17 protein-coding genes are annotated in these 18,068 nt (G+C 61.2%); 10 read left to right on the forward strand and 7 right to left on the reverse strand.

Annotated features, from left to right (window positions below):
- Window positions 1–19: 19 nt before the first annotated feature.
- Window positions 20–1,444: an NADP-dependent phosphogluconate dehydrogenase gene (gene gndA, locus C7477_RS10775; protein ID WP_110751938.1), complete on the reverse strand. Its 1,425-nt coding sequence runs from the start codon at window positions 1,442–1,444 to the stop codon at window positions 20–22.
- A 285-nt stretch (window positions 1,445–1,729) separates the two neighbouring features.
- Between gndA and C7477_RS10780 the strand changes: the two genes are divergently transcribed.
- The 4 genes from C7477_RS10780 (at window position 1,730) to C7477_RS10800 (ending at window position 7,634) form a co-directional block, all read left to right on the forward strand.
- Window positions 1,730–3,253 (forward strand): amino acid permease, encoded by a 1,524-nt coding sequence (locus tag C7477_RS10780; protein ID WP_110751940.1) that lies wholly within the window; start codon window positions 1,730–1,732, stop codon window positions 3,251–3,253.
- 191 nt (window positions 3,254–3,444) lie between these two features.
- Window positions 3,445–4,812 (forward strand): glutamine synthetase family protein, encoded by a 1,368-nt coding sequence (locus C7477_RS10785; protein WP_110751942.1) that lies wholly within the window; start codon window positions 3,445–3,447, stop codon window positions 4,810–4,812.
- Between the two features lie 249 nt (window positions 4,813–5,061).
- The gene (locus tag C7477_RS10795; RefSeq protein WP_110751944.1) at window positions 5,062–6,447 is read left to right on the forward strand and encodes an aldehyde dehydrogenase family protein; all 1,386 of its coding nucleotides are present in this window, start codon (window positions 5,062–5,064) and stop codon (window positions 6,445–6,447) included.
- A gap of 14 nt (window positions 6,448–6,461) precedes the next feature.
- Window positions 6,462–7,634 carry an iron-containing alcohol dehydrogenase gene (locus C7477_RS10800; RefSeq protein ID WP_110751946.1) on the forward strand — a complete coding sequence of 391 codons (1,173 nt, stop codon included), beginning with the start codon at window positions 6,462–6,464 and terminating at the stop codon, window positions 7,632–7,634.
- Window positions 7,635–7,846: 212 nt separating this feature from the next.
- Here C7477_RS10800 and C7477_RS10810 read toward each other — a convergent pair whose 3' ends face one another.
- The 4 genes from C7477_RS10810 to C7477_RS10825 form a co-directional block, all read right to left on the reverse strand.
- On the reverse strand, window positions 7,847–8,440 hold the full coding sequence (locus tag C7477_RS10810; RefSeq protein WP_110752031.1) for a GNAT family N-acetyltransferase: 594 nt from the start codon (window positions 8,438–8,440) through the stop codon (window positions 7,847–7,849).
- Between the two features lie 193 nt (window positions 8,441–8,633).
- Window positions 8,634–9,767 (reverse strand): ornithine/lysine decarboxylase, encoded by a 1,134-nt coding sequence (gene odc2 / locus C7477_RS10815; protein WP_110751948.1) that lies wholly within the window; start codon window positions 9,765–9,767, stop codon window positions 8,634–8,636.
- A gap of 545 nt (window positions 9,768–10,312) precedes the next feature.
- Window positions 10,313–10,951, reverse strand: a complete 639-nt coding sequence (locus C7477_RS10820) for a 2-dehydro-3-deoxy-phosphogluconate aldolase (protein WP_110751950.1) — start codon at window positions 10,949–10,951, stop codon at window positions 10,313–10,315.
- Window positions 10,952–10,986: 35 nt separating this feature from the next.
- Window positions 10,987–11,643, reverse strand: a complete 657-nt coding sequence (locus C7477_RS10825; protein WP_110751952.1) for an N-acetylmuramidase family protein — start codon at window positions 11,641–11,643, stop codon at window positions 10,987–10,989.
- A 110-nt stretch (window positions 11,644–11,753) separates the two neighbouring features.
- Here C7477_RS10825 and trhO point away from each other — a divergent pair, with 110 nt between their 5' ends.
- From trhO to C7477_RS10860, 6 genes are all read left to right on the forward strand, one after another.
- A complete protein-coding gene (gene trhO / locus C7477_RS10830; RefSeq protein ID WP_110751954.1) occupies window positions 11,754–12,671 on the forward strand; it encodes an oxygen-dependent tRNA uridine(34) hydroxylase TrhO in 918 nt (305 codons plus the stop codon).
- 5 nt (window positions 12,672–12,676) lie between these two features.
- Window positions 12,677–13,426 (forward strand): molybdate ABC transporter substrate-binding protein, encoded by a 750-nt coding sequence (modA, locus tag C7477_RS10835; RefSeq protein ID WP_110751956.1) that lies wholly within the window; start codon window positions 12,677–12,679, stop codon window positions 13,424–13,426.
- Between the two features lie 214 nt (window positions 13,427–13,640).
- A complete protein-coding gene (modB, locus tag C7477_RS10845) occupies window positions 13,641–14,327 on the forward strand; it encodes a molybdate ABC transporter permease subunit (RefSeq protein WP_110751958.1) in 687 nt (228 codons plus the stop codon).
- Window positions 14,328–14,350: 23 nt separating this feature from the next.
- Window positions 14,351–15,022: a GNAT family N-acetyltransferase gene (locus tag C7477_RS10850; protein WP_110751960.1), complete on the forward strand. Its 672-nt coding sequence runs from the start codon at window positions 14,351–14,353 to the stop codon at window positions 15,020–15,022.
- A 3-nt stretch (window positions 15,023–15,025) separates the two neighbouring features.
- Window positions 15,026–16,036, forward strand: a complete 1,011-nt coding sequence (locus tag C7477_RS10855) for a cation diffusion facilitator family transporter (protein ID WP_110751962.1) — start codon at window positions 15,026–15,028, stop codon at window positions 16,034–16,036.
- Window positions 16,014–16,235, forward strand: a complete 222-nt coding sequence (locus tag C7477_RS10860; RefSeq protein WP_110751964.1) for a hypothetical protein — start codon at window positions 16,014–16,016, stop codon at window positions 16,233–16,235. The genes C7477_RS10855 and C7477_RS10860 overlap by 23 nt, the downstream gene beginning before the upstream one ends.
- On the opposite strand, the gene C7477_RS10865 is transcribed toward C7477_RS10860, so the two are convergent.
- Window positions 16,224–17,327, reverse strand: a complete 1,104-nt coding sequence (locus tag C7477_RS10865; protein WP_110751966.1) for a nickel/cobalt transporter — start codon at window positions 17,325–17,327, stop codon at window positions 16,224–16,226. The genes C7477_RS10860 and C7477_RS10865 overlap by 12 nt on opposite strands.
- 7 nt (window positions 17,328–17,334) lie before the next feature.
- The gene (locus C7477_RS10870; RefSeq protein WP_425373556.1) at window positions 17,335–18,021 is read right to left on the reverse strand and encodes a DUF1007 family protein; all 687 of its coding nucleotides are present in this window, start codon (window positions 18,019–18,021) and stop codon (window positions 17,335–17,337) included.
- Window positions 18,022–18,068: the final 47 nt, after the last annotated feature.

An 18,068-nucleotide genomic window follows, 5' to 3' on the forward strand; every position in this document is an offset into this window, starting at 1 on the left:
GATGCAAGCATCTAAAGTCTCACGCCTGAAAATCCACGTCCGACCATGGCCCGTGGAAATCCCCTTCCCGATCCAGCCGCTGGAAGCCGTGTGCGCCGAAGAAATCGCGCTGCGCCTGGATGAGGTTGGCGGTGCCGCGCGCCTGGCGGTAGCTGTCGAAATAGCTGAGCGCGGCGCCGAGCGCCGGGGTGGGCAATCCGGCAAGCGCGGCGGTGGAAACCACATTGCGCAACGGCTTCGATGCTTTGGTCATCCGCTCGACAAAGGCCGGGGCCAGCAGCAGATTATCCGGGTTCCCCTGCTCGAACGCATCGGCGATCACGTCGAGGAACTGCGAGCGGATGATGCAGCCGGCGCGCCAGATGCGGGCGATGGTTGCCAGCGGCAAATTCCAGTCATGCTCCCTGGAAGCGCCCGCCATCACGGCGAAGCCCTGCGCATAGGCCGCGATCTTGCCGGCGTAGAGCCCCTGCTCCAGATCGTCGATGAACCGCGCGCGATCCTGCGGCGAAAGCGCGGCTTCGCCCGGATAAGCCTTCGCCGCCGTCTCCCGCTGCTTTTTCAGCGCCGAAAGCGAACGCGCCGCGACGGCGGCCTCGATTGCCGTATCGGGAACGCCCAGCATCTGCGCCTCGATCGCCGCCCAGCGGCCCGTTCCCTTCTGCCCGGCTGAATCGAGAATGATGTCCACCACAGCCTTGCCCGTATCGGGATCGACGGCATTGAGCACCTTGGCGGTGATTTCGATCAGATAGGAATTAAGTGGACCATCGTTCCATTTGGCGAAGACGCCGGCGATGGCGGGCGCGGAGAGGCCCAGGCCATCGCGCAAGATGCCATAGATCTCGGCGATCATCTGCATGTCGGCATATTCGATGCCATTGTGAATGGTCTTGACGAAATGCCCCGCGCCGTCGGGCCCCAGAAGCGCGACGCAAGGCTGACCGTCATATTTGGCCGCGATGGCGTTCAGGATCGGCGCGATGCGGTCATAGGCTTCCTGCGTGCCGCCGACCATGATCGAAGGCCCGTGCCGCGCCCCTTCCTCACCGCCGGAAACGCCCATGCCCATGAAGGTGGGATCGTTCGGTCCCATGGTGGCGAGCCGGCGCACCGTATCGTGGAAATTGGCGTTGCCGGCATCGATGACGATGTCTTCATGCGTCAGGAACGGCAACAGCGCCTTGGTCTCGTTATCCACCGGCTCGCCGGCCTTGATCATGAGGATGATCGGCCGCGGCGCGCGGATGTTGTTGGCGAGCTCCTCCAGCGTATCGCAGGGAATGAGCCGATCCTTCAACTCCCCCGCATCCTCATAGAACTCATGGGTCCTGTCAGGCGTGCGATTATAAACGGCGACGCGATAGCCTTTTTCGGCGATGTTGAGCGCGAGATTGGAGCCCATGACCCCGAGGCCGACCAGTCCGATATCCGCTTTTTCCATGGGATGTTCCTTGTCTGGGAGATTTGCGGCACGGGCGTGCCGGAATCAGAATGCGTTGATTGCCGTAATCTAGCTATTTTGTCATCGCTGACAAAGCCCGGCATGATCCCTAGCACAGCCCAATCAATTCATTTTGACAAAACCCGCCGATAGGTATCTGATTTTCGCGCAACAGAAGAACGATATCGACCATCCGGGAGAATTTTCAAGGAGCGTTTTATACCGCCGGAGCGGCGGACGCATGCACTGAAAGTCAACAAGTCAAAAATTGACAGGGGAACCAAAATGGCAAGTGCAGACAAGAAAATCATTGGAACCGTCGCGTATGAAACGCGCGACAAGAGTTATTTCGAAAACCGGCAGCTCATACGCCACGCCAATGCATGGCATCTTTGGGCGCTCGGCGTCGGCGCGGTGATATCTGGCCATTTTTCCGGCTGGAATGGCGGCCTGCTCCAGGGCGGATGGGGCGGCATGTTCATCGCCACCGTCATCATCGCCATCATGTATCTGGGGCTGACCTTCGCCATCGCGGAAATGTCCCCCGCCCTGCCCCATACGGGCGCCGCCTATTCCTTCGCCCGCACATCCATGGGCCCGTGGGGCGGCTTCCTCACCGGGCTGGCGGAAAATGTCGAATATGTGCTGACGCCCGCCGTCATCGTCTTCTTCATCGGCTCCTATCTCACCGGCATTTTCGGCACCGCGCCGGAATTCCAGCCGGTGTGGTGGGTCGTCGCCTATATCGTCTTCCTCGGGCTCAATATCTGGGGCGTGGCGCTCTCCTTCCGCGTGACGCTTGTAGTCACGATCCTGGCGCTGCTCTGCCTCGTCGTGTTCTGGATATCGGCCCTCGGCCACATGGATTTCTCGCGCTGGGCGCTCAATATTGGCCCCGGCGGCGTTGAACTGCCTGATGGCAATGGACCGTTCCTGCCCAATGGCATCGGCGGCGCGCTCGCAGCCCTGCCCTTCGCCGTCTGGCTGTTCCTCGCCATCGAGCAATTGCCGTTGGCGGCGGAAGAGTCCATCGACCCGAAACGCGACATGCCGCGCGGCATCATCCTCGGCATGTTGACGCTGATCGTGTCAGCCTTCGCCATTGTAACGCTCAATCCGTCGGTAGTCGGCATCGGCTCCTTCGCGCTCGGTTCGTCAGGCGAGCCGCTGCTCGACGGCTTCAAGGCGATCTATGGCTCGGGGCTGGCCAAGGGGCTGGCGCTTGTCGCGGTGCTGGGCCTCATCGCCTCGTTCCACACCATCATCTTTGCGCAAGGCAGGCAGATCTATTCGCTGAGCCGCGCCGGCTATTTTCCGACCTTCCTGTCGGTCACGCACGGCACACGCAAGACCCCGCATGTCGCCATGATCGGCGGCGCGCTGCTCGGCCTCGCCGTTATCCTCGCCCTCTGGTTCCTGCTTGGGGCGGAACGCGGCGGCGCAGCCATCGGCTTCACGCTACTCAACATGGCGGTGTTCGGCGCGATGCTGAGCTATATCATGCAGGCGGTGTCATTCATCCTGTTGCGCAGGAACCAGCCCAACATGGAGCGCCCGTTCCGCAATCCGTTCGGCATACCGAGTGCAGTGCTCACCATAACAATCGCGCTCGTCACGCTCTACTTCCAGCTGAATGACCCCGTCTACCGCCAGGGCATTCTCGGCGTCGCCATCTGGTTCGCGGTGTTCATCGCCTATTTCGCGCTGGTCGGGCGGCATAAGCTGATCCTGTCGCCGGAGGAGGAATTTGCGTTGGAACATGCGGAAGGCGCCAAGGCTGCGGCGGCAAGTGCGATGGCCGCGCCGTAAGCACAACGCCCTCCTTCCCCCCTGCGGGGAAGGTGCCCGCGTTAGCGGGCGGATGGGGGTGGTAAAGGCAGCGTGCTGTGATTGCTCGTTGGAGCGCAACCGTCACCACCCCCACCCGTCCCTACGGGCCACCCTCCCCGCAAGGGGGAGGGAGACACGGCCCTAAACATTCCCATCCGGCGGAGCCAATCATGTCTGGAAATCTCACCTTCACTGATCTCAAACAACAAATCGCCGACGGCGCCATCGATACCGTTCTCGCCTGCTTCGTCGACATGCAGGGCCGGCTGATCGGCAAGCGGTTCCATGGCAGCTATTTCGTCGAATCCGCCCATGATGAAACCCATGGCTGCGATTATCTGCTCGCCAACGATATCGATATGGAACCGGTGCCCGGCTACAAGGCGGCAAGCTGGAAGAAAGGCTATGGCGATTTCGTCATCAAGCCGGATCTTTCCACCATCCGCCGCATTCCATGGCTCGAAAAGACTGCGCTGGTGCTGTCGGATGTTCTCGATCATCACCACCATGAGGACCTGCCGCATTCGCCGCGCGGCATCTTGAAGCGCCAGCTGGCGCGGCTGAAGGAGCGCGGCTACCTCGCCTATTTCGCCTCCGAGCTCGAATTCTATCTCTTCGACGAGACCTATGAGAGCGCCCGCGCCAAGCATTGGAAGAACATGGCGACCGCCTCGCCCTACATCCAGGATTACGTGATCCAGATGACGAGCAAGGAAGACGCGGTCATGCGCGCCATCCGCAACGGTCTTTTCGGCGCCGGGATTCCGGTCGAAAACTCCAAGGGGGAATGGGGACCGGGCCAGGAGGAGATCAACGTCCGCTATGCAGAGGCGCTCGAGATGGCCGACCGCCATGTGGTGATGAAGAATGGCTGCAAGGAGATCGCCACGCAGATGGGCAAGGCCATCACCTTCATGGCGAAATATGATTATTCGCACGCCGGAAGCTCCAGCCACGTCCACAATTCGCTATGGAGCGCCGATGGCAAGACGTCGCTCTTCCATGATCCAGAAGCCGAATACGGCATGTCGGCCCTCATGCGCTCCTGGGTGGCGGGACAGTTGAAATATGCTGGCGACATCACCCTGCTGCTCGCGCCCTACATCAACTCCTACAAGCGCTTCCAGGCCGGCACCTTCGCGCCAACCAAGATCGTCTGGAGCCGGGACAACCGGACGGCAGGCTTCCGCCTTTGCGGCGAGAACTCGAAGGCGATCCGCATCGAATGCCGCATAGGCGGCGCGGACCTGAACCCCTACCTCGCCTTCGCCGGCCTTATTGCCGCCGGGCTTGCCGGTATCGATGAGAAGCTCGAACTGGAGAAGCCCTTCGAAGGCGACGCCTATGGAGCGGAGCTTCTCGAAATTCCCAAGACGCTGCGCGAAGCAACCGATATGTTCGCAGGATCGAAGTTGCTGAAATCGGCCTTGGGCGAAGAGGTGATCGAACACTATGTCCACACCGCCCGCTGGGAACAGTTTGAATACGACCGCCGGGTGACAGATTGGGAACTGCATCGGGGGTTTGAGCGGTATTGAGTAATGAGGCTTTGAAGGAAGCGCGAGACATACCCCCCTCTGCCCTGCCGGGCATCTCCCCCTCAGGTGGGGAGATTGGCCTTCATGGATGTTTGCACCAATCGCAGATGTTGCAGAAGGAATGCTGAGAGGAATGTCAGCTAATCTCCCCCCTTGAGGGGGAGATGCCCGGCAGGGCAGAGGGGGGTGAAGTGCCCCACCAGCGTTCAATCTAAATAAAAACAAAATACCCTAAAAGGAAAAAACAAAATGACCGAAACGGTGAAGATCGTCTCACCCATCGATGGTTCCATCTATGCGGAACGCCCGGTCGCCAGCGACAAGGCCCTCGACGCTGCAATCGAAACCGCGCGCGCCGCGCAAGTCCAGTGGGCCGAAACGCCGATTGCCGAGCGCGGCCGCTATTGCCTCGCCGCCCTCGAAGCGCTTCTCGCCATGAATGACGAGATCGTGCCGGAACTTGCCTGGCAGATGGGCCGCCCGGTGCGCTATGGCGGAGAGATGGGCGGCGTCGCGGAGCGCACGCGCTATATGGTCGATATCGCCGAAGAGGCGCTCAAATCCGTCGTCGCCAATGACAGGCCCGGCTTCCGCCGCTATGTCAGGCACGTGCCGCTCGGCATCGTCATGGTCATCGCACCGTGGAACTATCCTTATCTCACCGCCGTCAATACCATCATGCCCGCATTGATCGCCGGCAATACGGTGCTGTTGAAACATGCCGCCCAGACGCTTTTGGCGGGCGAGCGCTTCCAGCAGGCCTTCGACAAGGCGGGCCTGCCGAAGGGCGTATTCCAGAACATCGTGCTCAGCCACGCCCAGACGGAGAAACTGCTCGCCTCCGGCCGTATCGACCATGTGAATTTCACCGGCTCGGTCGGCGGCGGCAAGGCCATCGAAAAAGCCGCGGCGGGCACCTTCATGACGCTGGGGCTGGAACTTGGCGGCAAGGACCCCGCCTATGTGCTGCCCGACGTCAACCTCGACCACGCCATCGCCAATCTCGTCGACGGCGCATTCTTCAACACCGGCCAATGCTGCTGCGGCATCGAGCGCATCTATGTGCATGAAAATGTCTATGACAAATTCGTCGATGGCTTCATCGACCTGACGAAGCAATATATCGTCGGCAACCCGCTCGATCAGGCCACCACCATGGGTCCCATGGCGCAGAGCCGCTTCGCCGACCTGATCCGCGAGCAGAAGGCGGAAGCGCTGCGCAAGGGCGCCAAGGCCCATATCGGCATGGAATTGGCGGAGGACAGGCCCGGCTCGCCCTATCTGGCGCCGGAAGTGCTGACCAATGTCGATCACCAGATGAGCGTCATGCGCGAGGAAAGCTTCGGCCCCATCGTCGGCATCATGAAGGTTCGCAACGACGAGGAAGCGCTGGCGCTGATGAACGACAGCCCCTACGGCCTCACCGCCTCGCTATGGACCGCCGATACCGACCATGCCGCCGCGCTTGGCGACCGTATAGAGACCGGCACGGTGTTCATGAATCGCTGCGACTATCTCGACCCCGCGCTGGTCTGGACCGGCGTCAAGGATACCGGCAAGGGCGCCGCCCTGTCGGCCATCGGGTTCGCCAATTTAACGCGGCCAAAATCCTATCATCTGCGTGAAACGATCTGAAAGACACACCCGGCATGACCCAATTCTTCTCCAAATGGAACTATCCCACAACAGTGCTTTTCGGCGAAGGGCGCATCCAGGAATTGCCCCATGTGCTCGCCAGCGCGGGCATCGCCAACCCGCTGTTCGTCACCGATCCCGGCCTTGCCCGGCTGCCGATTGTCGCCGGAGCGCTCAAAATTCTCGACGATGCCGGCCTTTCCTACGGCGTATTCTCCGACGTGAAGCCCAATCCGGTGGAATCCAATCTCGATGCCGGAGTAGAAGTCTTCCGCAAAGGCGGCCATGACGGCGTCATCGCCTTTGGCGGCGGATCGGCGCTGGATCTGGGCAAGCTCATCGCTTTCATGAGCGGACAGACCCGCCCGGTCTGGGATTTCGAGGATGTCGATGATTGGTGGACGCGGGCGGGCGCCAGCGCCATCGCGCCGATCATCGCTGTGCCGACAACGGCGGGCACCGGATCGGAAGTGGGCCGCGCGGGCGTCATCACCAACGAGGCGACGCATACGAAGAAGGTCATCTTCCATCCGAAGATGCTGCCGGTCACGGTGATCGCCGATCCCGAACTCTCCATGGGGATGCCGCCCTTCATCACCGCTGGAACCGGCATGGACGCCCTCGCCCATTGCCTGGAGGCCTATTGCGCGCCGGGCTACCATCCCATGGCCGACGGCATCGCGGTGGAGGGTATCCGCCTCGTCTTCGAAAACCTGCCCAAAGCCTATGAAAACGGGAGCGACCTGACGGCCCGCGCGAACATGATGAGCGCCGCCGCCATGGGCGCCGCCGCGTTCCAGAAAGGGCTCGGCGCGATTCACTCGCTGTCGCACCCCATCGGCGCGCTTTACGACACGCATCACGGCATGACCAATGCGGTGTTCATGCCCTATGTGCTAGCCTTCAACCGCGAAATTATCGAGGAGCGCATCGCCCGCCTGTCGCGCTATCTGGGCATCGAGGGCGGATTTGATGGCTTTGCGGGCGCCGTTCTGGACTTGCGCCGGGAACTGAACGTCCCGCACACGCTGTCGGAATTTATTGAGGGCCTGGAAATGGACGATGAGCGGAAGGCCCTGATCGCCGACATGGCTGTGGCCGATCCGACGGCTGGTGGCAATCCGGTGAAGCTGACGAAGGAGAATGTGCTGGAGTTGCTGGAGGCGTCGATGGAGGGGAGGGTTTGAGCCATCGCCGGCAACGCTGGCGCGGTGATACCCCCCTCTGGCTTGCCAGCCATCTCCCCCTCAAGGGGGGAGATTATGCCTTCATCAATGTTCGGTGCCAATCGCAGACGTAGAAGAGTATGAGCCGTGAGTAATGCCAGCCAATCTCCCCCCTTGAGGGGGAGATGCCCGGGAGGGCAGAGGGGGGTATCACCGCACCAGCGTTGCCGGCACTATGCCGTCATCCGCAGCGCCTGCCGTTCACTCGTCACACGCCGCCCCGACGCAGCCAGAATCCCCCGCACCCCATCAAGGTGACCGCTTTTCAGCTCCAGCGCCAGAAACCGCCGCCGTTCCACCGGCCCCGGCATGGCAAGCGCCGCGACCTTGTCGCCGGAAAACCCGAAACGCGCATAATACTCAGGATCGCCAACCAGCAAAATCGCGCCGGCCCCAAGCCGCGCGGCCTCCGCGATGGCGTGACGCATCAGCGCAGAGCCGATTCCCTGCCCTTCGGCGGATGCATCGACCGCCAGCGGCCCGAGCAGCAGCGCCGGAACGCCGGCGCCCGATGCGCCACGTCCCGCGCGGATATCCCACAGCCGCACCGTGCCGATGAGCGTGCCATCTTCGCTGCGCGCCACGAAGGCAAGCCCGGCGGACGGAACCCGCCCGCGCCGCAGCTTCTCCGACGATTTGCGATGACGCCCCTCGCCCATGGCGCGGTCGAGCAACGCCTCGCGCGCGGGAGCGTCGTGCGCCGCCTCGTGGAGAATGGTGAAGGTCCGGTTCCAGCTTTCCTGGATCTCAGAAACTGTCGCGTTCATTGTCGTGAACCAATCTTCGATTGGATGATACGGATCATGTTTGATGGATATCGCCAAGCGCCCTCGTCCTTCGAGGCTCCGCTTCGCTCCGCACCTCAGGATGAGGGCTACTGAGGCCCGCCCGCTCCTTCACCCTCATGGTGAGGTGCGAGCGTAGCGAGCCTCGAACCACGAGGGTGAAGGAGCGGATAGCTCAGATCACATAAGATCGGAGCGGCTCGAAGCCGTTGAACGCGACCGACGCGTAGGTGGTGGTGTAAGCGCCGGTTCCCTCGATCAGCAGCTCGTCGCCGATGGTCAGCGAAACGGGCAGCGGATAAGGCGTCTTCTCATACATCACATCGGCGGAGTCGCAGGTCGGCCCGGCAAGAACGCAAGGCTCGGTGCGCTCACCATCGTGCGGCGTGACGATCTGGTAGCGGATCGCCTCGTCCATGGTTTCGGCGAGGCCGCCGAACTTGCCGATGTCGAGATAGACCCAGCGCACATTGTCGTTGTCCGCCTTCTTCGAGATCAGCACCACTTCCGTCTTGATCACGCCGGCATTGCCGACCATGCCGCGGCCCGGCTCGATGATCGTCTCCGGGATGCGGTTGCCGAAATGCTTGCGCAGCGCGTCGAAGATGGCCTGGCCATAGGCCTTCGCCGCCGGCACATCCTTCAGATAGCGCGTCGGGAAACCGCCGCCCATATTGACCATCTTCAGCATGATGCCTTCTTCAGCCAGCGCCGCGAAGACGCCCTTGGCATCGCCGAGCGCGCGATCCCATGCGGAAAGGTCCGTCTGCTGCGAGCCGACATGGAAGGATACGCCATAGGCGTTGAGGCCCAGCGTTTTGGCCCGGCGCAGCACGTCCACGGCCATGGCGGGCACGCAGCCGAACTTGCGCGACAGCGGCCATTCGGCCCCTGCCCCGTCGGTCAGCACGCGGCAGAACACGCGGGCGCCGGGCGCGGCGCGGGCAACCTTCTCCACTTCCTCGACGCTATCGACGGCGAAGAGACGGATACCAAGCTCGAAGGCGCGCGCAACGTCGCGCTCCTTCTTGATGGTGTTGCCATAGGAGATGCGATCAGCCGGAGCACCGGCATCCAGCGCCATCTCGATCTCGGTGACCGAGGCGGTATCGAAGGACGAGCCGAGCGAGGCCAGGAGACGCAGGATCTCCGGCGCGGGATTGGCCTTCACCGCGTAGAAGATGCGCGAATCCGGCAGCGCCTTTTCGAAGGCGGCAAAATTTTCGCGCACGACATCGAGGTCCACCACGAGGCAGGGACCGTTCGGACGGCGGGTATTGAGGAAATCGATAATGCGCTGCGTTGCCATGACGTTCTCCAGTCCGGCGGCCAAGGCCGCCTTCGCGAAAGGCTGCGGCTTGCCGGCTGCCCGCCGGGATAGTGCCGCATAGGGACAAAGTGCATGACGCAGCCCGCTGCATAGCCAGCCTTTGGAGATGCTGGAAACGCGCGAACGCTCATACGGCGATGGAGCAACGCTGAAACGCGCGTTGTTCCGCTTTGTCTGCCTTGGCTTGGAATTGGGAGAACCGCATCCGCACTGCCGGCAATGAAGGTGTGCCTCTTCAGTAATTTCGGCATTTGGACAGCCGAAAGACACCAGAAAGGCCCGCACCGTCGTTGCTTCAAGGTGTCCTCGATCCGGCGGTTGGCCGTCAGACCGGACTGGAGGGTTTAGCTCCAGGTACCTTACCGTCTATCCTCACCATTCGAGGAGACAGCGGACACCCACAGGCACGTGCGACTTTGGGCAAGCGCGATATAAGGTGAAACTTGTGTCCATTCAATGACAAATCGGCCCTGCATCGAAATATTTTTTCGGGCCGCCCTCCCGTAAATAGCGGTCGAAAAAGCTTAACCAGCCAGCCCAGCCGCTTCTCTTGCTAGCGCGGTGATCTTTTCCCATTCGCCGGCCTCGACCAGTTCCTTCGGCGCGACCCACGATCCGCCGATGCAAACGACATTGGGCAGCGACAGATAGGTCTTCGCATTGGCGAGGCTGATACCCCCGGTGGGGCAGAAAACAGTTCCGGCGAGCGGCGAGGAAAGTGCCTTGAGAAACGCGGCGCCGCCGGCCTGCTCGGCGGGGAAGAATTTGAGAAGCTTGTAGCCGTCTTCACGCGCAGCCATGATCTCGCTGGGCGTGACGCTACCCGGCAGAAGCGGCACATCGCTGTTCTCCGCCGCATCGCGGATTTGCTTTGTCGCGCCGGGGCTGACGATGAAGCGCGAGCCGGCTTTTGCCGCCTCTTCATACTGCCGCGCATTGAGAATGGTCCCGGCGCCGACGATCGCCTCCGGCACATCACTCGCCACCGCGCGGATAGCGTCGAGCGCGGCGGCGGTGCGTAGCGTGATTTCGATTGCCGGCAGGCCACCCGCCGCCAGTGCGCGAGCCAGCGGCACCGCGTCCGTCACCTTGTCGATAAGCAGAACCGGAATGACCGGCTGGCCCTTCATGATCGGAAGCAGGAGGTCGGTTTTCTGGGCCATGGGGCATATCTCCAATTTTGTGCGTATGGACGGATTTAGAGTGGCGCCCGCGTTTTGTCTATCAGGCGATGAGCAATTGCGCTGCGGGGACCCTGTCCAGGCAAAAGCCGGTCACGCCATTTCTCCCAGGCCGCGGCCATTTTCCTGTCATAAGCGTATTTGCGATAGAGCGGGCCATTATAGCGGTAGGCGAATGTATCCCAGTCATGCGCATTAAGCGGCTCCACCAGGCCGGATTTCTCGATGAAGCGCAGCATCAGGCGGACCTGCCCCGCGACAGAGCCGCGCGCCTCGGTGACGAGCGCCTCGACGCTTTCAAAGCCAAGCCATTCCCAGTGCGCGCCCATCACCTGACCGAGGCCCCAGGAGACCGATCCGAGCGCCGCATCGCGGTCGATTTCAATGGCTCGCGCAAGCAATCGCCAGCGCGCGGCTTGCGTCACCGGATTTTTGACGGCGCCGGCCTTTGCCGCGGCTAACCCTTGCCGCCGGGCTTCCGCAAGCTTCTTGCCCCTGAGGCGCAGATTAAAATAATGGCCTTCGAAGCGAATCAACGGTTCATCCCTGCTTTCAATCCGCGCCGTGGCGCGTCCTCCGCTTTCCACCTCCGCCACCGCCAGAAGCGCGGCGGGCTCGACACCCGCTTGCGCGGCTGCGATCATGATTTCTTCGATAGTCACTCTCTTAAACATCGCGTCCCCCAAAATTCCACAAAAAGCATCATCAAAATAATTGTCGCCCGGACACGCATCTGTTGGACAAATCTTGCAATTTTTCCCTATTGGGATTAGTTCGATCAGCCATGACCAATCCCTCTTTTACCGTCGCCGCTCTTTACCGTTTCGCGCGCCTTCCGCAGTATGTGACGCTGCGCGAGCCGCTGGCGCAGCTCTGCTGCAGTCATGGCATCAAGGGAACGCTGCTTCTTGCAGCCGAAGGCATAAACGGGACGGTGGCGGGTAGCGCCGAGGCGATCGCCAAGCTGATCGCGCGGATTGAAGCGGAGCCGGAACTGGCGGGATTGGAACTCAAATATTCCTACGCCGGCGCGATGCCGTTTCACCGGATGAAAGTGAGGATCAAGCAGGAGATCGTCACCATGGGCGTGCCTGAGATCGATCCCCTGGAAAGCGCCGGCACCTATGTTGCGCCTGCGGAGTGGAACAGCCTCATCGCCAACCCGGATACGGTGGTGATCGATACGCGCAACGATTACGAAGTGGCGATCGGCACGTTTCGCGGCGCGGTCGATCCACATACAAAGACGTTCCGCGAGTTTCCGGAATGGGTCCAGCAGAATCGCGAAAAGCTGGAAGGCAAGAAGATCGCCATGTTCTGCACCGGCGGCATTCGTTGTGAAAAGGCTACAGCTTACGTCAAGGGTTTGGGTTTCGACGAGGTTTATCACCTGAAAGGCGGCATTCTCAAATATCTGGAGGACGTGCCGCCGGAGGATAGCCGCTGGGACGGCGAGTGCTTTGTCTTCGATGAGCGGGTTTCGGTCGGTCACGGCTTGAAGGAAGGCGAGACGGAACTTTGCCGCGCCTGCCGCCAGCCGATCACGCGTGAGGAGCGGCTGTCGCAGTTTTATCAGGAAGGCATCTCGTGCTCGCATTGCTATGATGAACGGACCGATGAGGACCGGGCACGCTATGCGGAGCGCCAGCGGCAGGTGCTGCTCGCCCAACAGCGCGGCCAGGGGCGGCACATCGGGCATTGAGCCAAATGAAAAGGCGCCTGCTCCCTCTGTTATTCGCATTCAGTCTCGGCATGAGCGTGGGTGCACAGGCGGCGGAAAAGGTGCTTGTCTTCGCCGCCGCCAGCATGAAGGATGTGGTCGAGGAAGCAGCCAGGCAGTTCAAGGCCAAAAACGGCGTAGAGATAACTGTTTCATTCGCCGCCTCTTCGGTGCTCGCCAAGCAGATCGAGGCGGGCGCGCCCGCATCCATCTTCATTTCCGCCGACAATGACTGGATGGACTATCTGCAACAGCGCAAGCTGATATCCGCGCCGTCGCGCCGGATCATCGCCGGTAATGCGCTCGTCATCGCCGCGGCTGCGGGCAATGGGGGCAGCGGGCTGGGCCTTCTCGAGGCCGGGCGATTCGCCATGGGCGATCCTTCCAACGTGCCGGCGGGGAAATATGGCAAGGCGGCGCTGGAAAAACTTGGCGTTTGGGAAAATGTCGAAAAAAATGCGGTCTTTACGGAAAACGTTCGAGTGGCGTTGCAATATGTCAATCGCGGCGAGGTGAATGCGGCAATCGTTTATGCCTCAGATCTCGCCGCCGCGCCGGACCTGGCTGAGGCCTATCGCTTTCCTGCATCCAGCCACAACGCGATTGTTTATCCAGCGGCACTGGTGAGCGACGGGACGGCTGAGGGACGAGCCTTTCTCGAGTTTTTATCGAGCGACAAGGGGCAGACGATCATGAAGGCCAAGGGGTTTGTGGCGGCGGCGGAAATGGCCAAGTGATGGTTTTCAAACGCTGGCGGGACAGTAGTACCCCCCTCTGTCCTGCCGGACATCTCCCCCTCAAGGGGGGAGATTGGCTGACACGGGCCTCTGCGCCCATTCTGCAGTGTTTGCGATTGGTGCCGGACATCGATGAAAGCGTAATCTCCCCCCTTGAGGGGGAGATGTCCGGCAGGACAGAGGGGGGTATCTGGCGATTCCATCAGTCTCGCTCATGCTGACCCCGGCCGACTGGACTATCATCCTTTTGTCGCTCAAGGTCGCGCTCGTCGCGGTCGTTTTCGCCCTGCCGCCAGCTTTTGCCATCGCCTGGATGCTGGCGCGGCACTCCTTTCCCGGCAAGAGCCTGTTGCAGGCCGTCGTTACCATGCCGCTGGTGCTGCCGCCGGTGGTTACGGGCTATCTGCTTCTCCTCTGGTTCGGCGCGCGCGGTCCGCTCGGAGGTCCGCTCCACGAATGGCTGGGCGTCAGCTTCGCCTTTCGCTGGACGGGCGCGGCGCTTGCCGCCGGTATCATGGCCTTTCCGCTTCTAGTCCGCCCGATACGCCTTTCGATCGAACATCTCGACCGCGATCATGAAGAAGTGGCGTGGACCCTCGGCGCCAGCCGCGTTGCGGCATTCCTGAGAGTGACTTTGCCTCAACTCATGCCCGGCATCATCGCCGGTATCGTGCTGGGCTTCGCCAAGGCGCTGGGCGAGTTCGGCGCGACGATCACCTTCGTCTCCAATATTCCGGGCGAGACGCAGACGCTCTCGCTCGCCATCTATTCGCTCTTGCAAACGCCATCGGGCGATAGCGCGGCACTGAAACTTATCCTCGTTTCCGCCTTTATCTCGGTCGTTGCCGTCATTCTTTCCGAGTGGCTGCAACACCGGCTTTACACCAAATGGCCAAGATGATCTCTTGAAGATCGGAGGAAGCTATGACCGATTTGAAAAACTGGACGGCGCGACCGCTGCCTGAACGAAAAGCTCTCGAAGGGACCTATGTCCGCCTAGAACCGCTCGATGCGACAAGGCATGGCGATGGGCTCTTCGCGGCCTCTTCGGTGCCGGATGCGGATCAGCGCTTCACGTGGCTGGGCAACCTTTATCCTCCCAAGAGCCGATCCGAGTACCAGCGTTGGCTGGAGGAAGCGGCAGCTAGCCAAGATCCGTTTTTCTTCACGCTCATCGACCGGGCGGGCGGCGCCGTCGGTGGCTATCAGGCTCTCATGCGCCCCGACCCGGCGAATGGGGTCATCGAGATCGGCTATATCTACTGGGGTCCGCTCATCGCGCGAACGCGCCTTGCCACGGAAGCATTCTACCTCTTCGCCCGTTACATATTCGATGAGCTCGGCTATCGTCGCTATGAATGGAAGTGCCATAACGAAAACGAGCCGTCGAAACGGGCGGCGCAGCGCTTCGGCTTCCAGTTCGAGGGCATTTTCCGCCAGCACATGGTCGCCAAGGGCAAGAACCGCGATACGGCGTGGTTCTCGATCCTTGACACCGAATGGCCGGCGCTTCGCCGGGCTTATGAGGCATGGCTGGCACCGGATAATTTCGATGCCGACGGCAAGCAGAAGAAGCGGCTGGAGGAGTTGCGCTAGGCAATGGCAAAGCCCCCGCATGATCATCGCAGCCACGGCAGGGATAACGGGCACGATCATGCCGACTACGGCAAACTCGACAAGCGACGGGTGCTCGCTGCCGCCATTCTGACGGCGGGCTTCATGGTGGTGGAGGCTATGGGAGGCATTTTCGCCGGGTCGCTGGCGCTTCTCGCCGATGCCGGGCACATGCTGACGGATGCCGTCGCGCTGCTGCTTGCCTGGTATGCCTTCCATCTGGAAGGACGCCCCGCGACGAGCGGCTTGAGCTATGGCTTCGCCCGGGTGAAAACGCTGGTCGCCTATACCAACGGCCTCGCCATATTCGTTGTGGGCGGCTGGATCGTTTACGAAGCTTTCGAGCGGTTCGAGCGGCCCTCCACCGTATTGGGCGGCCCGATGCTCGCGGTCGGCGTCGCCGGGCTGGCGGTCAATATCGCCGCCTATCTCATCCTGCATGGCGGTGATCGCGAGAACCTCAATATGCGCGGCGCTATCCTGCATGTGATGGGAGATCTGCTCGGATCGCTCGCGGCGATCGTTGCGGCTGCCGTAATCCTTCTCACCGGCTGGTATCCGATCGATCCGATCCTTTCAGCGTTCGTGGCAATCATGCTTTTCGCGAGCGCTTGGCGGCTGACGCACGATGCGGGACGGCTGCTGCTCGAAGGCACGCCCGGTCATCTTAATCCCGACGATATCGCCAACGATCTCGAAAACACCATGCCCGGCGTGGAGAATGTCCACCATCTGCATGTCTGGTCGCTTGATGGCAAAACCAATCTGGCGACGCTGCATGTGGAAATTGCCGGGAAGGCGGATGCAATGGGAATCGTCCGCGCGGTCAAGCAAAGGCTTGCTTCGGCGCATGGAATCGCTCATGCGACCGTGGAAGTCGATGCCGAGCCGGGCGCCGCCGGGCATGCGGATCATCATCATGATGGGGCGATCAAGCCCGTAAGCCGCCGATCACGCGCGAAGGGACAAGGCAGTGCAGGACCCGAAAACACGTAACGCGGCGATTGCCGCCGCGATCATCGTTCTGGGGTTCGGTGCTCTCTGGTTGCTGATGCCGCGCATCATGCTATGGATCGGCGCTGAATCGCCGGCATGGGCCGGTGTGTTCGCCGTGCTGTTCGTGCTCGCCTTCTTTGGCGTATTCTGGCTACGCGCCCGCTATCAGCAACGCAGGGACCAGTCGTCAAACCGATAAAGCAGCGGTGAAAAGCAATAAGCCGGTCAGGACGATGAAAAGGGCGGCGGCGATTTCAATGATGGCCTGAAGCCTCTGCGACATGGCGCGACTGCCCGCAAGCTTGAGCGCGGCGTTCTTTGCCGTCACCGCGAGGGTTGCGAGCACCGCGACGGTGATGAAGGTGCCTAGCGCCATCGCGAAGACCGAGAGCATCCCGCCCACGACGAGGCCGTTCAAAAGCGCGAAAGTCAGGACGATCAGCGCGCCGGAGCACGGGCGAAGGCCCACGGCAAAAATGGCGGACCACGCCGTTTTCCAGTCGAAATCGCCGGAAAGTTTTGACGGATCGGCTATGTGAATGTTGCCGCAGACGTCGCAGGCATCACCCGTTCCGACAAAGCCATGATCGAAGGTTGCGCGCCCGGCTTGCGAAGAATCGTAGTTGAGCCGGACAGGACGGCCCGGCATCGTGCGGACAGCTTGCGAAACCGATCCCTCCCAAGCTGAACCCGCGGGCTTCGCCGCCGCGAAAGCAAGATTCGCCGTCGCAAATTCCGGCTCGCCCTTCACCGCTTGTCGCGTAAAAAGTAGCGGCAGCTTGCGTCGCAACAGCCACAGGCCGAAGAGAATGATGAGCGCGTAACTCGCCAGTTCCATAGTGCGCGCCGTGTCATCCATCGAGATGCTTGTACCCCGCAGTACCAGCCAGGCGAGACCGACCACAAGGATTGCGGAGATCGCCTGCAGGATGGAAGAAATGAAGGATAGGAAAATGCCGCGCTTCAGCGTCGTCTCATTGGCGATCATATAAGAGGAAATAACGGCCTTGCCATGGCCAGGGCCGGCGGCATGGAAGACACCATAGACGAACGAAAGTCCGACAAGGAGAGCTGCCTGCCAAGGGTCTTCGCGCATCGCCTTGAGGGCGCCGGTCATGGCGAGGTAAAAGTTGCGCTGCTCCGTCGCCAGCCACTGAATGATGTGGGCAAACGGGCCGGTGGGTTTCATGCCCACCTCATTGGCGCCGATGCCGAGCGAGGATTGCGCCAGAGCATGGCCGGCGAACATCAGGCCAGTGGCGATGCTTGCGATAAATATGCCCCTCCTCATGATCCAATCACCCGTTGTCACACGTAATTTCCAACCGGGTCGCAAATATCTTCGACATGTCGGTGCCGGTCGGATCGGTGAAGAAAGCTTCGGTCAGCGTCGCCTGATTGGCGGCGATTGCCTCATCGGGATCGGGGCGCACGACCTTGGGCGAGCAGTTCTTTGGTGTGCCGGTGATGCGCATGTCGGCGTCATTGGCATAGTCGATAGCAGTGTAAAAAGTTGGATCATAGACACCGAAGCTCACCTTATGATCGAGCTTCAGCGGCTTTTCCGGTCTGGATTCGAAAATGATCAGAAGCTGGTTATTGGGAAAATCGGCGACGAGATGCGCCGGCTTCACCATCGGCACCTCTTTGCCATCGGAAAGGACGGTCTGGAAATATTTATACTCGGCGATCGAATCATTGATCGTCTTGCTCAGCGCATCCATCTCGCTTTGGTCGAGCTTCAGATCGCCGTTCTTGTCGAACTCCATCAGCACGGTTGAGGAAAACACATCGTCGAAGCGCCAGACATGGGCGAGTTTCTCCACCGTTCCGTCCGGCGCAACGGCAACCTCAAGACTCGCTTCGGCGAAGACATGCGGATGGGCATCCGCCGCCGACGGCAATGAAGCCGCTGCGGCGGCAAACGCCATCGCGGCCATTTGCCCTGATCGGCGTTTGGTCAAAAGGCCCCAGTCTCGCGGCATGAATCACCCCTCTTGGTCGCACCCAGACGAATCGATGAACCGGGCAA

The organism is Paramesorhizobium leguminum (genome assembly GCF_003217235.1).
GTDB classification, from domain to species: Bacteria; Pseudomonadota; Alphaproteobacteria; order Rhizobiales; family Rhizobiaceae; genus Paramesorhizobium; species Paramesorhizobium leguminum.

Excerpts from the sequence above, each read along its gene's own strand:
- gndA (WP_110751938.1), bottom strand. The coding sequence starts at position 1,444 with ATGGAAAAAGCGGATATCGGACTGGTCGGCCTCGGGGTCATGGGCTCC.
- C7477_RS10780 (WP_110751940.1), top strand. The coding sequence starts at position 1,730 with ATGGCAAGTGCAGACAAGAAAATCATTGGAACCGTCGCGTATGAAACG.
- C7477_RS10785 (WP_110751942.1), top strand. The coding sequence starts at position 3,445 with ATGTCTGGAAATCTCACCTTCACTGATCTCAAACAACAAATCGCCGAC.
- C7477_RS10795 (WP_110751944.1), top strand. The coding sequence starts at position 5,062 with ATGACCGAAACGGTGAAGATCGTCTCACCCATCGATGGTTCCATCTAT.
- C7477_RS10800 (WP_110751946.1), top strand. The coding sequence starts at position 6,462 with ATGACCCAATTCTTCTCCAAATGGAACTATCCCACAACAGTGCTTTTC.
- C7477_RS10810 (WP_110752031.1), bottom strand. The coding sequence starts at position 8,440 with ATGAACGCGACAGTTTCTGAGATCCAGGAAAGCTGGAACCGGACCTTC.
- odc2 (WP_110751948.1), bottom strand. The coding sequence starts at position 9,767 with ATGGCAACGCAGCGCATTATCGATTTCCTCAATACCCGCCGTCCGAAC.
- C7477_RS10820 (WP_110751950.1), bottom strand. The coding sequence starts at position 10,951 with ATGGCCCAGAAAACCGACCTCCTGCTTCCGATCATGAAGGGCCAGCCG.
- C7477_RS10825 (WP_110751952.1), bottom strand. The coding sequence starts at position 11,643 with ATGTTTAAGAGAGTGACTATCGAAGAAATCATGATCGCAGCCGCGCAA.
- trhO (WP_110751954.1), top strand. The coding sequence starts at position 11,754 with ATGACCAATCCCTCTTTTACCGTCGCCGCTCTTTACCGTTTCGCGCGC.
- modA (WP_110751956.1), top strand. The coding sequence starts at position 12,677 with ATGAAAAGGCGCCTGCTCCCTCTGTTATTCGCATTCAGTCTCGGCATG.
- modB (WP_110751958.1), top strand. The coding sequence starts at position 13,641 with ATGCTGACCCCGGCCGACTGGACTATCATCCTTTTGTCGCTCAAGGTC.
- C7477_RS10850 (WP_110751960.1), top strand. The coding sequence starts at position 14,351 with ATGACCGATTTGAAAAACTGGACGGCGCGACCGCTGCCTGAACGAAAA.
- C7477_RS10855 (WP_110751962.1), top strand. The coding sequence starts at position 15,026 with ATGGCAAAGCCCCCGCATGATCATCGCAGCCACGGCAGGGATAACGGG.
- C7477_RS10865 (WP_110751966.1), bottom strand. The coding sequence starts at position 17,327 with ATGAGGAGGGGCATATTTATCGCAAGCATCGCCACTGGCCTGATGTTC.
- C7477_RS10870 (WP_425373556.1), bottom strand. The coding sequence starts at position 18,021 with ATGCCGCGAGACTGGGGCCTTTTGACCAAACGCCGATCAGGGCAAATG.